We start from the raw sequence: 14060 nt of genomic DNA on the forward strand, positions 1-14060 counted from the left end.
GCCGAACGCGAGCAGGGCCCGACTCCGTGGAGTCGGGCCCTGCTGTGCTGCGGGTGTGAGTGCAGATCAGCCGCGGGAGGGTTCGTTCGCCTCGTGCGGCTGAGTCTTGAGTCGCTCGATGGCTTCCTGCGCCACCTTCTCGGCGTCGGCCTTGCCGGTCCAGCCGCCCGCCGTGACCTCTTTGCCCGGCTCGAGGTCCTTGTAGTGCTCGAAGAAGTGAGCGATGGCCTTGAGCTCGAACTCGGGCACATCGTCGATGTCCTGGATGTGGTCCCAGCGCACGTCCTTCGCCGGAACGGCCAGCAACTTGTCGTCGCCGCCTGCCTCATCGGTCATCCGGAACATGCCGACGACCCGGGCCCGGACGATGACGCCCGGGAAGACCGACTCGGGCAGCAGGACCATTGCGTCCAGTGGGTCGCCGTCTTCGCCGAGGGTGTTGTCGATGAATCCGTAGTCCGCCGGATAGCCCATCGACGTGTACAGATAACGGTCGAGATAAACCTTCCCGGACTCGTGATCGACCTCGTATTTGTTGCGTTGTCCTTTGGGGATCTCGATCGTGACGTCGAAGTCCACGCTTCCTCCTGATGCATTCAGCGAATCCGGTCCGAAAATCGACTCAACGATACTGTGGACACAACTATCCGCCGCGCTCGGCGGCACAATTGACCGGAGGTATCGGTGGCAGGCACTTCGCTGGGCCGCAAAGGACTGTGGTGGACGCTCGTTCCCGTGGTGGCTCTCATCGCTGTGGCAGCCATTGCGCTGGTCATAGCCTTCCGCGTGGACGACGGCTCCGACGCCCTCCCCGCGGGTGCCTCGCCCCAGCCATCGCCGGCGTCGCTGACACCGAGGATCAATCCGGTGCGTGCGGACGCGCCTGCGCCGACACCCGCAGGGGTGCGAACCGAACTCACGCAAGCGTTGGCCAACCCGGATCTCGGTGAGTTGAGTGGCGAGATCTCCGACGCCCTGACCGGCGCCGAATTGTGGTCGACGAATCCGAACCGCGCACTGATCCCGGCATCGACGATCAAGGTCCTCACCGCATCGGCTGCCCTGTTGGCACTGCCGCACGAGCAGAGGGTGACCACCACGGTGGTCGCCGGCGCGGGCGGACAGGTGATCCTCGTGGGCGCGGGCGACCCGACGCTGTCGGTGCAACCGGACGGGCAGGACACCTTCTTCACCGATGCTCCGCGGATCAGCGCGCTGGCCGACCAGATCAAGAAGGCCGGCGTCGACGTCACCTCGGTGGCCGTGGACACCAACGCGTTCAGTGGTCCGACACTGGCGCCGAGCTGGGATCCGGCCGACATAGCGGCCGGGAACATCACCCCGATCGAATCGCTGATCGCCGACTCGGGCCGTAATGACCCGCTCTTCATCGATTCGCCGCGCACCTCGACTCCGGCGCTGACCGCCGGCGCCGCTCTTGCCGACGCGCTCGGAGTGGACGCGGCACCCACCGAGGCGACCGCACCGGCGAATGCCCGGGTGATCGCCCAGGTGCAGTCGGCGCCTCTCGTGACGCGACTCGGGGACATGATGCGAGCCAGCGACAATGTACTGGCCGAGACCGTCTCCATCGAGATCGCGAAGGCCACCGGTGGTCGCCCGACGATGGCCGGTGGCATCGAGGCGGTACGTAAGACGTTGAGCGACTACGGCTTCAACATGAATGGAACCGTGTTCGCCGATGTCAGTGGGCTGTCCGAGGACAATCGCGTCTCGGCGGCACTGCTCGATCAGGTGGTCAACGCCGGGGCCGGAGACGGACAGCCCAAGCTGCGGCCCCTGCTCGACATGCTCCCCGTCGCAGGCGCCACCGGCACCCTCGCCGAACGATTCGACACCCAGAACAAGTCGGGTGCCGGATGGGTGAGGGCCAAGACGGGAACACTGACCGGGGCGAGCGCGTTGGTGGGTGTGGTGCAGACGAGAGAAGGCCGCGTCCTGAGTTTCGCGCTGATGTCCAACGGGAGTTCGCCAGATGCGGCCCGCCCGGCGCTCGATGCAATCGCAGTGGCACTGCGGGAATGTGGATGCCGATGAGTATCGACTGGCAACTCGCCGCGACGGTGGGCAAGAAGGTCGCCCGTCCGGGGCCTGTCACCACCGAGTACACGATCACTGCAGCGCAACAGGAACTCGCGCGGTCGTCGGCCGCTGCCGAAGGCCCCGTTCGTGAGGTCACCGGATTGGCCGACGGTCTGGCCGTGCCCGCGGCCCAGATCCTCGACCGTGGTGGCTGGATCGAGGCCGCTGCGCTGTCGATGTCGGCGATGCTCGAGGGGCCTGAGCCCGACGGCAAGCCCGGGATATCCGGACGCGTCGCCGGTGTTCAGGCCGGCGGACTGCTGGCGCTGCTCTCTGGCGCGATCCTCGGGCAATACGATCCGTTCACCGCCAACCCGGATACCGGCTCGGACGGGGTCTTGATGCTGGTGACGCCCAACATCATCGCCGTCGAACGGTCGTTGCGGGTTGTACCTTCGGACTTTCGGTTGTGGGTGTGTCTGCACGAGGTGACGCACCGGGTGCAGTTTTCCGCGAACCCGTGGTTGCGCGATTACATGTCGTCCAATGTTGAAGCACTGACCGCCGAAACCGCGGAATCCGCGGGTGAATTGGTGACGCGGATCAGTGCGGCGATGCGCAGCGACCAGCCTCGTGAAAAAGGCATCGTCGGTGCGATGCAGTTGTTGCAGAGCCCTGAGCAATACGAGGCATTCACCCGGATGATGATGCTGGGAACACTTCTCGAAGGCCACGCCGATCACGTCATGGATGCCGTCGGACCGCAGCACGTCCCGACCGTCGACACGATTCGCGCGGCATTCGACAAACGTCGGGGCCGGCCACAGAATCCCGTGCAACGGTTGCTGCGTGTGCTCCTCGGAATGGACGCCAAACTCGCTCAGTACATTCGCGGCAAGGCGTTTGTGGATGAAGTCGTCGGGACCGTGGGCATGACCCGCTTCAACGCGATCTGGACGGGGCCGGAGACCATGCCGCTGCCCGCCGAGATCGAAAAGCCACGATTGTGGATCGACCGGGTGTTGTGAACCCTGGGGTGGACTCGGGCGCCATCGCCGAGGTCACCGGCGCCGTGGCGTCGTTCGCCCAGGATCATCTCGACGGGACCGCTGTGTGCGTGGGGTTGTCGGGCGGGGCGGACTCGCTGGCACTCACCGCCGCTACCGTGCACGCCGGCCTGCAGGTGCACGCCCTGGTGGTCGACCACCGACTCCAGGAAGGCTCGGCCGCGGTCGCCGACGAGGCGGCGCGGTCGGCCCGGGCGATGGGCGCGCAGGCCACGGTGCTCCCCGTGGACGTGGTGGGTCGTGGTGGTCTCGAGGCGGCAGCACGCCGTGCTCGCTATGACGCACTCGACGAGGCGCGCGCGGGCAGGCCCGTCTTACTCGCGCACACCCTCGACGATCAGGCGGAGACCGTTCTCCTCGGCCTCGCCAGAGGGTCTGGGCCGCGGTCCATCGCCGGGATGCGTGCGTGGACTCCGCCGTTCGGCCGCCCGTTCCTCGGTCTGCGGCGTGCGAGCACGGTCGCCGCGTGCACCGACCTGGGATTGTCGCCGCATCACGACCCGCACAACACCGACCCGCGGTTCACGCGGGTTCGGTTGCGTACTGAGGTGCTGCCCCTGCTGGAGCAGGTGTTGCACGGCGGGGTCGTCGAATCATTGGGTCGCACGGCATCACAGTTGCAGGACGACATCGACGTACTCGAGGACATGGCCGATGACGCCGCCGGTGTCATCGCCGGAGACGAGATCGTGTGCGCGGAGATGACGTCGATGCCGGCAGCGATCCGGCGGCGACTGCTGCGACGCTGGCTCGTCGCGCAGGGGGCGACGGAACCGACCGGCTCAGTGGTGAACGCGGTGGACGCCCTGTTGGTGCGGTGGCGTGGCCAAGGGCCGGTCGCGGTCGGTGGGAACCCCGATCACAGGCTGGAGATAGCGCGACGCGGCGCCCGACTCGTGGTCGAACGCCGCGTGCGTTGAGCTGTGTTCCGGCAGCCTCAGTTGGCCGGCGGGACGAACGGGGAGTTGATGGTGTTGAAGAACTGGATGGCAGCACCGATGAGGACCGGACCACCCACGACGATGGTTCCGACGACGCCTCCGATACCGGCTCCCGTCACGATGCCTGGCAGACACCCGACGACCGCGCCGACCAGTCCTGCCACGCAGCCGATCACGCCGCCGACGATGGTCCCGACGAGGCCACCCACCGCCGACGCGGTGTTGATGCTCTGGCTGAGGGTCTGCATCGCCTGCATATCGCGTTGCTCGCGGGTGGCCGGGGCAGCAGCCTGCTTGCGGACGGCGTCACTGACCTTCACGGGTTGAGCAGCCGCAGCGTCGCGGACAGGGGTCAAGGTCGCGGTACGGCCGTTGATGTCGGCGTTGATGGGGAATTGCTTGTCGTTGAGGTTGTAGGCGAGAGGAATGCTCGCAGCGACGTTGCCTTTGTTGTCGACGATCTGGAATTGACCGTCCGAGGTGCGCAGCGAACCGATGTCGGTCTTCAACACAACGTGATCACCGACGATATTCGCCGAATAGCCGATGTCTTTCGCGGGCGGGGCCGCATTCGCCTGCGTGGCCGTCACCACGCTGGCGGTGGTGGCCAGTACCAGCATGGCCGAGACCACTGATTTCCGAAACCTCATTGACTACAAATCCCCTCTGATTGCTTGAATGTCCGCCCGAACCGATTTCGATCCCCACATCGAAACAAGCAGAGGCGACGTGACCGGCCCCTGGGCAGAGGGGATGGTGACGCTGTGTGATGACCGTGTGTTCTCAGGCAACGCAATGCTAACGGTCGCCAAATGGGAGTTTGGCCGAAATGGGGACAATTCGCAAAACAAACGAGAAGTCGCCACGAAAAGCCATATGGCTGTCGCGAATTGGTGTCATTCGTTGGGTCTACACAGCTGCCGGCCGACGGCTGCGCGACCCGGGCTGCGGCCGTTGAGGCATGATGATGTCCGTGAGCGAACAGCGCGATCCATATGGGGACGACATCGAAGCAGTTGTGGTCACCGAGGAGCAGATCCAGCGGCGCATCGCCGAGCTCGCCGAGACGGTGGCGAACCGGTACCGGGACACTCCGGATGACCTGGTCCTCATCGGTGTCCTCAAGGGTGCGGTGATGTTCATGACCGACTTCGCAAGGGCGCTGCCGATTCCGTCGCAACTCGAGTTCATGGCGGTGAGTTCGTATGGGTCCTCGACGTCGTCGTCGGGTGTGGTGCGCATCCTCAAAGACCTCGATCGCGACATCCACGACCGCGACGTCGTGATCGTCGAAGACATCATCGACTCCGGGCTGACGCTCTCGTGGCTGGTGAAGAACTTGCGTACCCGCCACCCCAGGTCGTTGGAAGTCTGCACACTGCTGCGTAAACCCGACGCCGTGCGGGTGGACGTGCACGTCGAGGATGTCGGCTTCGACATCCCGAACGAGTTCGTGGTCGGGTACGGGCTCGATTACGCCGAGAGGTACCGGGATCTGCCGTACGTCGGTCGGCTGAACCCGAACGTCTACTCCGATTAGAGGTTCGTTTCGGTGAGTGCGGTACAGACGGCAGAAGGTGTCCGGACCGGTCGACTCGATCCGGTGCAGGTGACCCGGGATGCGCTGTCACGGATAGCTGATCGCGACGGTTCCATCGGCGCATTCGTCAAGGTCCGTGCCGGCAAGGCCGTCGCCGAGGCGGAACTTCTCACGGCCCATCCGGATCTGGCCAAGTTGCCCTTGGCCGGCGTGCCGGTTGCCATCAAGGACAACGTGTCCGTCGCAGGCGAGCCGATGACCGTGGGGTCGGCCGCGACCAGTCGAGCACCTGCGCTCAGTGACCACACCGTGGTCCGCAGGCTGCGAGCCGCGGGCGCAGTGGTCATCGGCCTCACCGCCGTACCCGAGCTGTGCTTGTGGGGGACCACCGACAACGAGCAGACCGTGACACGCAACCCGTGGAATCCGGCGCGAACCCCAGGCGGCTCGTCCGGTGGAGCGGCTGCGGCGGTGGCCAGCGGGCAGGTCGAGTTGGCGCACGGGAACGACGGCCTTGGCTCGATCCGCATCCCTGCCGCCGATTGCGGATTGTTCGGTTTCAAGCCCGGCCTCGGAGTGGTGCCCAGCGAGTTCGGCGGCAACGGCTGGTTCAAGATGAGTGAGAACGGGCCGCTTGCCACCACGGTTGCCGACGGCGCACTGATGCTCGGGGTGATGGCCGACGACATGGCCCTTGCCGCCGCCGGGACGGACGCCGACCCTGGGAAGCTCAGAATTGTTGTGGCGCAGAACTTTCCGCTGGCCGTGGGTCGGACGGACAAGCACTTTGCGCAGGCGGTGTCCAGTTGCAGCGCGTTGCTCGCCGATCACGGCCACAGGGTGCCGCAGTCCAAGCTCCCGTACCCGAGCAATCCGGCTCCTCTGCTGCTGCGATGGCTGGCGGGGGCTGCAGCCGACGCGGACGACTTCGCGAAGGCGGGTGGCGATCTGTCGAAGTTGCAGTCGCGCAGCAAGATTCACACGTCGCTCGGCAGGGCGGTGCAACGCTTTGATCTGGTACACGACGTCCAGGCCAGCACCATCGAGCAGAAGGTGCTCGCTTACCTCGACCGCTACCAGGCCGACGTCTTGATGACCCCCGCCCTCGCAGCCCCACCCCTCGAGGCGAAGGCGTGGAGCAGCAAGAGCTGGGCGGCCAACATGTGGGCGAACATCAACTACGCGCCGTTCCAGGGACTGTTCAATCTCCTCGGATGGCCTGCGATGTCTGTGCCGTTCGGTGTGCACCCGGTGTCCAAGACCCCGGTGGCCGTCCATTTCGCCGGCCGCCCGGGATCCGAGGCAACGCTGCTGAAGCTAGCCGCCCAGATCGAGGCCGCCCGCCCCTGGCAGCGAGTAGCTCCCGGATACTGACCGTCCGCGCACCGAGCGCGCCCGACGTCCGGCGCGCAATAGTCGCGTTTGCGCGCTCCGCAGTCCGAGCGTGCCCAAGTTTTGCGAGCGCGGCCGGCGGCCAGCTCACAAAACTCGCGTTTGCGCGCTCTGCAGACCGAGCGTTCCCAAGTTTCGCGAGCCGCGGCGCCGGCCAGCGCGGTGCCGCGACTGTTTTCGCCCACGGGGAACGCGCGACCACGATGAATCGTTGACGGGTAGCCTGATGATTCAGACATCCCGACTGGAAGGACGCGCCGAAATCACAGAGGGCCGATAGTGGCCGTCGGGGTCGGCTGACACACCTCAATGAACCGCAAGACTGTCTTTCGCAACCTGGCGATCGTGGCCATCATCGTGCTGGCCATCTGGGGCTGGACCGTGCTCCGCGACAACAATCGTGACTACAAGAGTGTCGACACCTCTGTGGCGATGACGCAGCTCAACACGAAGAACGTGTCCGAGGTGCAGATGGACGACCGCGAGCAGACGCTACGGATGACGCTCAAGGACCCGGCGCAGGCCGGCGGCGACAAGAAGATCTCCGCCAAGTACCCAGCCCGCACCACCGAAGAGGTCTTCGACCGCGTCGATGCCTCGGGTGCGAAGTATCAGACGAACGTCAACCAAGAGTCGTTCCTGATGCAGATGCTGATCTTCATCCTTCCGCTTGTCCTGCTGTTCGGCCTGTTCTTCTTCGTGATGAACCGGATGCAGGGTGGCGGCAAGGGCGGCGTGATGGGCTTCGGCAAGTCCAAGGCCAAACAGCTGAACAAAGACATGCCGACCACCACGTTCGCCGATGTGGCAGGTGCGGACGAGGCGGTCGAAGAGCTCTTCGAGATCAAGGACTTCCTGCAGAACCCGGCCCGCTACCAGGCGTTGGGAGCCAAGATCCCCAAGGGCGTGTTGCTGTTCGGTCCTCCCGGAACCGGTAAGACGCTTCTCGCCCGCGCGGTCGCAGGTGAGGCCGGTGTGCCGTTCTTCACCATCTCCGGTTCGGACTTCGTGGAGATGTTCGTCGGTGTCGGTGCCTCACGTGTGCGCGACATGTTCGAGCAAGCCAAGAACAACAGCCCCTGCATCATCTTCGTCGATGAGATCGACGCCGTCGGACGCCAGCGCGGCGCCGGCCTGGGCGGTGGACACGACGAGCGCGAGCAGACCCTCAACCAGTTGCTCGTCGAGATGGACGGATTCGGTGAGCGTTCGGGCGTCATCTTGATCGCGGCCACCAACCGGCCCGACATCCTCGACCCTGCACTTCTGCGTCCGGGACGCTTCGACCGTCAGATCCCCGTCGGCAACCCCGACATGGCGGGCCGCAAGGCGATCCTCAACGTCCACGCACAGGGCAAGCCGATCGACGCCGACGCGGACCTCGACGGTCTGGCCAAGCGCACCCCGGGTATGTCGGGTGCCGATCTGGCGAACGTCATCAACGAGGCCGCACTGCTGGCCGCCCGCGAGAACCGCACCACCATCACCGCCGAACTGCTCGAAGAGTCCGTCGACCGGGTTGTGGGTGGTCCGCGTCGCAAGAGCCGCATCATCAGTGAGCACGAGAAGAAGATCGTGGCCTACCACGAGGGAGGCCACACACTCGCCGCGTGGGCGATGCCCGATCTGGACCCGATCTACAAGGTGACCATCCTGGCCCGCGGACGTACGGGCGGCCACGCTCTTGCCGTGCCCGAGCAGGACAAAGACCTGATGACCCGTTCGGAGATGATCGCCCGTCTGGTGATGGCAATGGGTGGTCGTGCTGCCGAAGAGTTGGTGTTCCACGAGCCGACCACCGGCGCGTCCTCCGACATCGACCAGGCCACCAAGATCGCTCGCGCCATGGTCACGGAGTACGGCATGAGCGCCAGGCTCGGAGCCGTGCGGTACGGGCAGGAGCAGGGTGACCCGTTCCTCGGCCGCTCGATGGGTTCGCACGCCGACTACTCACCCGAGGTCGCCAGTGAGATCGACGACGAGGTGCGACGCCTCATCGAGGCCGCTCACACCGAGGCGTGGGCCATCCTCACCGAGTACCGCGACACCCTCGACGAGCTCGCCACGCAACTCCTCGAACGCGAGACCCTGACCCGCAAGGATCTCGAGAAGATCTTCGACAAGGTGGTCAAGCGCCCGCGCATCACCACCTTCAACGATTTCGGCGAACGCACCCCGAGCGACAAGCCGCCGGTGAAGACGCCGGGCGAGCTCGCCAAGGAGCGCGGCGAGCCCTGGCCGCCCGAACCCCCGAAGTCGCCGGAGCTGGCGAAGGTCGGACCGTCGCACATGCAGCCCGGTCCGGGCGAGCTTCCGCAGCAGCAGTATCCGCCGCAGTCCCCGGGCAACCCCTACCCGCAGCAAGGTGGGCAGGCAGGTGCTGTCCCAGGAGGCACCCGTCCCGATTACGGCGCCCCCGCAGGTTGGTCGGCTCCGGGCTGGCCCCCCAACGGTGGGCCGAACGGCGGACAGGCCCAGAACGGCGGCACGGGCCACAACGGTTCCTACCCGGCAGGCAACCCATACGGGCAACCAGGCAATCCATACGGACAGCCGGGTAACCCCTACGGCCAGCCCGGTTCTCATGGCAGGTCACCGAATGGTCAGAATGGCCATGGCGGGCACAACGGGAACAACCAGGGCGACGGCGGGAACGAGGGTCACGGCCAGAATGGGCATTCCCCGAACGGACAGAATGGGCAATGACACAACAGACCAATGGGACACCCGCCAAGAACGGTGCGATTGCCCCCTTTGACGCCGAGCGCGCCGAACGTGCCGTACGTGAACTGCTCATCGCCGTCGGCGAGGACCCGGACCGCGACGGTCTGAAGGAGACACCCGCCCGGGTGGCACGTGCTTACTTCGAGATGTTCGGAGGCCTGCACGTCAACCCCGACGACGTGCTGGCCACCACTTTCGATGTCGGTCACGACGAGCTGGTGCTGGTCAAGGACATCCCGATGTATTCGACCTGCGAGCACCACCTGGTGTCGTTCCACGGTGTCGCGCACGTTGGCTATATCCCCGGTCCCGGCGGTCAGGTGACCGGCCTGTCCAAGTTGGCGCGTCTGGTCGACCTCTACGCGAAGCGACCGCAGGTGCAGGAACGGTTGACCACGCAGATCGCGGACGCGATCGTCCGCAGACTCGATCCTCGCGGTGTGATCGTGGTGATCGAAGCCGAGCACCTCTGCATGGCGATGCGCGGTATCCGCAAGCCGGGCGCCACCACCACCACCTCTGCGGTTCGCGGTCAGTTCAAGACCAGCGCGGTCTCGCGAGGCGAAGCCCTCGACCTCATCTCCCGCTGACCTGCGCGATCACACCAGGAGCATCGTGAGGGGCCGGCATCACCGAAAGCCCCGGCGACCTGACGTGGTGGACGTCGTGATGGGGTGGACGGCGTGAGCACCATCATCATGGGCGTCGTCAACGTGACGGCCGATTCCTTCTCCGACGGTGGCCGGTACCTCGATACCGATGCCGCCATCGCCCATGGGTTGTCGCTGGCTGCGCAGGGGGCCGACATCATCGACGTGGGTGGGGAGTCCACCAGACCCGGTGCGCACCGCGTCGACACCGGTCTCGAGATCGCCAGGGTCACGCCGGTCATCAAAGGCCTGGCGGCGCAAGGTGTTCGGATTTCCGTGGACACCATGCGCGCCGAGGTCGCCGAGAAGGCGATCGCTGCGGGCGCAACTGTGGTCAATGATGTATCCGGGGGACGTGCCGATCCGGACATGGCGGGAGTTGTCGCCGAGGCGGGTGTTCCGTGGATCCTGATGCACTGGCGCCCTTCCGACCCGTCGTTTGTCCATCGGACCGGCGAACCCGGCGTGTATCGCGACGTGGTGGCCGAGGTCAGCGGGGAACTGCTGGCGCAGGTCGATGCGGCCACGTCTGCCGGTGTTGATCCCAGTGCGTTGATCCTCGATCCTGGTCTCGGATTCGCGAAGACCGCCGAGCACAATTGGGCCCTGCTACACGCACTGCCAACCTTGGTGGGGCTCGGTTTTCCCGTACTGATCGGGGCGTCACGCAAGCGTTTTCTCGGTACCCTGCTCGCCGATCGAGACGGAAACCCACGTCCGCCGGATGGCCGCGAGATCGCCACCGCCGCTCTGACCGCACTCGCGGCCGCGGGAGGTGCGTGGGGCGTGCGGGTACACGACGTGCGCGCCAGCCGCGATGCGGTGCTGGTCGCCGACGCCTGGCAGGCGGGCGGGCCGCGCGGCGCCGACACCGGTCCGACCACGTTCTCCGCTGGGGGCGCTGTAACGAAAGGGCACGATGGCTGATCGAATCGAGTTGCGCGGACTGAAGGTTCGGGGCAATCACGGGGTGTTCGACCACGAGCGGCAGGACGGCCAGGACTTCATCGTCGACATCATCCTGTGGGCCGACCTGCGGGTGGCCGCGGCGACGGACGACCTCGCCGACACCATCGACTACGGGGGACTGGCCCACACCGCCCACGACATCATCGCCGGCACACCGCACAACCTCATCGAGACGGTCTCGGCCGAGATAGCCGACAAGATCTTGCTCGATCTCGACGCCGTACTGGCGTGTGAGGTGACATTGCACAAGCCTTCTGCGCCAATCGATCTGGAGTTCGACGACGTGGCGGTCGTCGCTCGCCGATCCCGCAAGGGGATGCAGTGAGCAGTGCGGTGCTCTCGATAGGCTCCAACATCGGAGACCGGCTCGCCCATCTGCAGTCGGTCTGCGACGGTCTCGGTGACCGGGTGGTGGCGGCCTCGCGGGTCTACGCCACCGAACCGTGGGGCGGGGTGGAGCAGCAGGATTTCCTGAACGCGATCCTGCTGGTCGACGACGACGCCCGGACCGCACGCGATTGGCTGGACGTGGGTCAGCATCTCGAGAACGAGGCGAGGCGGGTACGCGACCAGAGGTGGGGGCCACGAACTCTCGACGTCGACGTGATCTCGGTGTCGGACCACGGGGCAGTTGTCGAGTCGACGGATCCGGTGTTGACCTTGCCCCACCCGCGTGCCGCTGAGCGGGCGTTTGTCCTGATTCCCTGGCTGGACGCCGATCCCGGAGCGGTGCTACGTCATCGCGGTTCCGACGTTTCGGTGTCGGATCTGCTGGCCGCATTGACGCCGGCCGACCGCGACGGGGTTCGACTCACCGAACACACGCTGACCACCGCCGGTACCGACGCAGGGAAACACACGTGACGAGCCGCAAGTCCGATCCCGGCAGCGACAACGCGATGGGCCCGACCCGTATCCGGGATCTCGCCATGCTCGCGGTTGTGGTGGCGGTTGTGGTGTTCCTGGTGGTCCGGGTCAGCTACGGATCGCTGCCGCCGCTGCCCCTGTTGGCCGGCATCGTGCTGTATGTGCTTGCCGCACTTGAGGTTGTGATCGCGTTTGTGGTGCGTGCCCGGGTGAATGACCGGCAAATCGGCTCGCACAGCGGCCAATTGCATCCGATCACGGCGGCGCGCGTGCTGGCGCTGGCCAAGGCATCGGCCATTCTCGGTGCTCTCGCCGTCGGCGTGTGGACCGGAACGCTGGCGTATCTGCTCACCCGGCAAGACGATCTCGCGGCGGCAGATCATGATCGCCCGGGCACGATCGTCGGCCTGATCGGTGGCGTGCTGCTTGTCGGTGCGGCACTCTGGCTCGAATACTGCTGCCGCACGCCGGACGATCCCTCAGACGACCTGGCCACCTGAGTAGCCACACATCTCTCGCGAGATGTGCAGATCTCTCGACAAACACGATCGATAACTGGACTTGCCGCACCAGATGGCAAACGCGACACAGTCGGGCAGGTAAGTTTGCCACCATGACCACCTCTGCCGGCCGATCGGCTGATGCCAGAAGAGCCCGCCGTGGTCCTGGTCAGTGGTTGCTCGGTGTGCTGCTGTTGTTTGCGCTCGGCTCCAGCATCTTCATGATCTTCACCTCGGAGATGAGCATCGCCGCCTCGCTGGCCGTCATCACCGCGTTGTGGGCTGCTGTCATCGGCGCCATCCTGGTGACGAAGTATCGCCGGCAGGCCGATTCCGCGGACGCCAAGGCCCGTGACCTCCGACTGGTCTACGAATTGCAGCTCGAGCGTGAGATCTCCGCTCGCCGTCAGTACGAACTGGGCGTCGAGACACAGGTTCGCAAGGAGATCGGCGAACAGTCGGGTGAAGAACTGTCCGCGCTCAAGGCGGAGCTGCAGTCCTTGCGGTCGAGCCTCGAGCAGCTGCTCGGGGAGCTCCCGGACGAACGGATCGCTCTGGTCCGTGAACGTCTGCCGGAACTGGAGAACCGCGCGAACCGTCATGAGGGGACGGGCAATCCCTACGCCCCGGCCGGCTTCGCCGAGCAGCATTTCCCGCCGGCGCCGCTGGTCCCGGATGACGGAACCGTGGCCGAACGCGATTTTGCGTCCACGGCACCCCCGGCTGATCGCCGGCGCGACGACAACCCGAACGAGAGCACCCAGGTCATCCCGGTGGTGTCCGACGAGGATCCGGTGCCCGTGGAGCCTGCCGAAACGCCGGCAGACGACGCGACCGACACCGAAGACTCGTCCGACGCCGGTGAGCAGGATGCGGTGACGTCGGACCACCCCGGCGACACCATCAACGCGCAGACACCGTCCGGCCGCCATGCGGGTAGCCGGCGTCGCGCCGATGACGCAGCACCGGAGGTCGTCGCGGCCGGGGACGTGGCCCGTACCGCTGAGCCGCAGGTGGCCGGCGCGCACGAAAAGCGTGCTGAGGAGGCGGACGGAACGCCCGAGGCGCAGGTCGAGTCGTCGGCTCCCGGGCCGTTCGTGGACGAAACCCCCACCGACGAGTGGGAGGTGGCTGTCCCCGCGGAAGGTGGAATCCCCAACGCGCTACTGGCCGATGACGGCGAGCAGTCCGCGGACCATCCAGGCGCACATGCGTCGGGACGGTCGGTCTCGGAGTTGCTCACCCGATTCGAATCATCGGCACCTGCCGGTGGACGCCGCCGCCGTCGTAGCTGATCGCCCACGTCCTATCGGGTGAGCCCGATCACAGGCATTGGCAATATGTGTCCGCCTGGTTCTATTCTCGCT

The 14060-nt window shown here is 65.9% G+C and carries 14 protein-coding genes; 12 read left to right on the forward strand and 2 right to left on the reverse strand.

The window, feature by feature from the left end; all coding sequences use genetic code 11:
- Window positions 1–66: 66 nt before the first annotated feature.
- Window positions 67–579: an inorganic diphosphatase gene (locus ACVWY6_RS01065; RefSeq protein ID WP_023955670.1), complete on the reverse strand. Its 513-nt coding sequence runs from the start codon at window positions 577–579 to the stop codon at window positions 67–69.
- A gap of 105 nt (window positions 580–684) precedes the next feature.
- Between ACVWY6_RS01065 and dacB the strand changes: the two genes are divergently transcribed.
- Genes dacB through tilS form a run of 3 tightly spaced genes read left to right on the forward strand, consistent with a single transcriptional unit; the run spans window position 685 to window position 4030 of the window.
- On the forward strand, window positions 685–2058 hold the full coding sequence (dacB, locus tag ACVWY6_RS01070; RefSeq protein ID WP_457535700.1) for a D-alanyl-D-alanine carboxypeptidase/D-alanyl-D-alanine endopeptidase: 1374 nt from the start codon (window positions 685–687) through the stop codon (window positions 2056–2058).
- Window positions 2055–3071 (forward strand): zinc-dependent metalloprotease, encoded by a 1017-nt coding sequence (locus ACVWY6_RS01075; RefSeq protein ID WP_235189420.1) that lies wholly within the window; start codon window positions 2055–2057, stop codon window positions 3069–3071. The genes dacB and ACVWY6_RS01075 overlap by 4 nt, the downstream gene beginning before the upstream one ends.
- Window positions 3068–4030 carry a tRNA lysidine(34) synthetase TilS gene (gene tilS / locus ACVWY6_RS01080; protein WP_457535702.1) on the forward strand — a complete coding sequence of 321 codons (963 nt, stop codon included), beginning with the start codon at window positions 3068–3070 and terminating at the stop codon, window positions 4028–4030. The genes ACVWY6_RS01075 and tilS overlap by 4 nt, the downstream gene beginning before the upstream one ends.
- 17 nt (window positions 4031–4047) lie before the next feature.
- Here tilS and ACVWY6_RS01085 read toward each other — a convergent pair whose 3' ends face one another.
- Window positions 4048–4701 carry a hypothetical protein gene (locus ACVWY6_RS01085; protein WP_457535704.1) on the reverse strand — a complete coding sequence of 218 codons (654 nt, stop codon included), beginning with the start codon at window positions 4699–4701 and terminating at the stop codon, window positions 4048–4050.
- Between the two features lie 317 nt (window positions 4702–5018).
- Between ACVWY6_RS01085 and hpt the strand changes: the two genes are divergently transcribed.
- The 9 genes from hpt (at window position 5019) to ACVWY6_RS01130 (ending at window position 13988) form a co-directional block, all read left to right on the forward strand.
- Window positions 5019–5591 (forward strand): hypoxanthine phosphoribosyltransferase, encoded by a 573-nt coding sequence (gene hpt / locus ACVWY6_RS01090; protein WP_030172532.1) that lies wholly within the window; start codon window positions 5019–5021, stop codon window positions 5589–5591.
- Window positions 5592–5603: 12 nt separating this feature from the next.
- Window positions 5604–6965: an amidase gene (locus tag ACVWY6_RS01095; RefSeq protein ID WP_457535706.1), complete on the forward strand. Its 1362-nt coding sequence runs from the start codon at window positions 5604–5606 to the stop codon at window positions 6963–6965.
- 327 nt (window positions 6966–7292) lie between these two features.
- A complete protein-coding gene (gene ftsH, locus ACVWY6_RS01100; protein ID WP_457535707.1) occupies window positions 7293–9689 on the forward strand; it encodes an ATP-dependent zinc metalloprotease FtsH in 2397 nt (798 codons plus the stop codon).
- A complete protein-coding gene (gene folE / locus ACVWY6_RS01105; protein WP_457535709.1) occupies window positions 9686–10297 on the forward strand; it encodes a GTP cyclohydrolase I FolE in 612 nt (203 codons plus the stop codon). Before ftsH ends, folE begins: the two co-directional genes overlap by 4 nt.
- Window positions 10298–10405: 108 nt before the next feature.
- Entirely contained in the window at window positions 10406–11284 is an 879-nt protein-coding gene (folP, locus tag ACVWY6_RS01110) for a dihydropteroate synthase (RefSeq protein WP_457536836.1), read from the forward strand.
- On the forward strand, window positions 11277–11651 hold the full coding sequence (folB, locus tag ACVWY6_RS01115) for a dihydroneopterin aldolase (protein ID WP_457535710.1): 375 nt from the start codon (window positions 11277–11279) through the stop codon (window positions 11649–11651). The genes folP and folB overlap by 8 nt, the downstream gene beginning before the upstream one ends.
- Window positions 11648–12190: a 2-amino-4-hydroxy-6-hydroxymethyldihydropteridine diphosphokinase gene (gene folK / locus ACVWY6_RS01120; RefSeq protein WP_457535712.1), complete on the forward strand. Its 543-nt coding sequence runs from the start codon at window positions 11648–11650 to the stop codon at window positions 12188–12190. Before folB ends, folK begins: the two co-directional genes overlap by 4 nt.
- Window positions 12191–12225: 35 nt before the next feature.
- Window positions 12226–12693 (forward strand): DUF3180 domain-containing protein, encoded by a 468-nt coding sequence (locus ACVWY6_RS01125; RefSeq protein ID WP_457536837.1) that lies wholly within the window; start codon window positions 12226–12228, stop codon window positions 12691–12693.
- 113 nt (window positions 12694–12806) lie between these two features.
- Entirely contained in the window at window positions 12807–13988 is a 1182-nt protein-coding gene (locus ACVWY6_RS01130; protein ID WP_457535713.1) for a DUF6779 domain-containing protein, read from the forward strand.
- Window positions 13989–14060 lie beyond the last annotated feature (72 nt).

It is taken from the genome of Williamsia sp. R60 (assembly GCF_054063855.1).